The sequence below is a fragment of the Streptomyces sp. NPDC059909 genome, from assembly GCF_042730885.1.
GTDB lineage: Bacteria > Actinomycetota > Actinomycetes > Streptomycetales > Streptomycetaceae > Streptomyces.
Window position 1 is genome coordinate 1 of record NZ_JBHWKX010000216.1, and the last position, 917, is coordinate 917.

A 917-nucleotide genomic window follows, 5' to 3' on the forward strand; every position below is an offset into this window, starting at 1 on the left:
CTTGGTGGCTATGGGGGCCCGGGTCTTGTCCCGCTGCCACGGCTGGAGGGTCTCCTCCGACTCGTCGGCGGGGAGGAGGTCAGAGACGGCGGAGTCCATTCAGCACCCTTTCGAGCAGTGCGCGATCGGGCTGGCCCGGGCCGTGCCCGTTGCCGTACACGCGGATCTTTCCCTGATCGGCGAGGTCGCTCAGGAGCACCCTCACCACGCCGAGCGGCATCTTCAGCAGCGCCGCGATCTCCGCGACGGTGCGCATGCGGCGGCAGAGCGCCACGATCGCCTGCGTCTCGGGCATGATCCGGGTCAGGCCGAAGGTGCCGTTCGGCAGTTCCTTGCGCTCCTCGGGTGCCTCCAGAGCGGCGACGAAGGTCTCCACGAGCAGGACGTGCCCGAACCGTGTGTGCCCGCCGGTCAGTGAGTACGGGCGGCAGCGGCCGGGTTTGCGGTCCCCGCCCCGGCGGGGCAACTTGGCGGTGCTCACTTGGCGCTCTCCATCGACTGGCGAAGTTCACTGCGGAGTTCGGGGGTGAGCACGTGCCCGGCCCGGCCCACGAACAGCGCCATGTGGTAGGCGACGACGTTCATGTCGCAGTCGGGGGTGGCGTGGACGCCGAGCAGCGAGCCGTCGCTGATGGACATGACGAAGAGGCTGCCCTCCTCCATCGCGACCATCGTCTGCTTGACGTCGCCCGCGTCCATGAGCTTCGACGCCCCGATGGTGAGACTGCCGACACCGGAGACGATGGTGGCGAGGTCGGCGCTGGAGCCTTTCGGACCCTGCGGGGTCTCTCTCTGCTCGGGCTCGTTTCTCCCCGGGTCGGAGGAGAGCAGCATCAGCCCGTCGGAGGAGACCACCGCGACCGAATTGAGGCCCGGCACCTCCTCCACGAGGTTGGTCAGCAGCCAGTGCAGGTTCC

2 protein-coding genes and 1 pseudogene are annotated in these 917 nt (G+C 68.8%); all 3 read right to left on the reverse strand.

What is annotated here, in order from left to right; translation table 11 throughout:
• A pseudogene (locus tag ACFV9O_RS40310) lies at positions 1–99 on the reverse strand (ATP-binding protein); the annotation flags it as partial.
• On the reverse strand, positions 80–481 hold the full coding sequence (locus tag ACFV9O_RS40315) for a DUF742 domain-containing protein (RefSeq protein ID WP_385428048.1): 402 nt from the start codon (positions 479–481) through the stop codon (positions 80–82). The gene ACFV9O_RS40315 and the pseudogene ACFV9O_RS40310, both read right to left, overlap by 20 nt.
• Positions 478–917: roadblock/LC7 domain-containing protein (locus ACFV9O_RS40320; RefSeq protein ID WP_385428050.1), on the reverse strand; the 440-nt coding region annotated here is incomplete at its 5' end. The genes ACFV9O_RS40320 and ACFV9O_RS40315, both read right to left, overlap by 4 nt.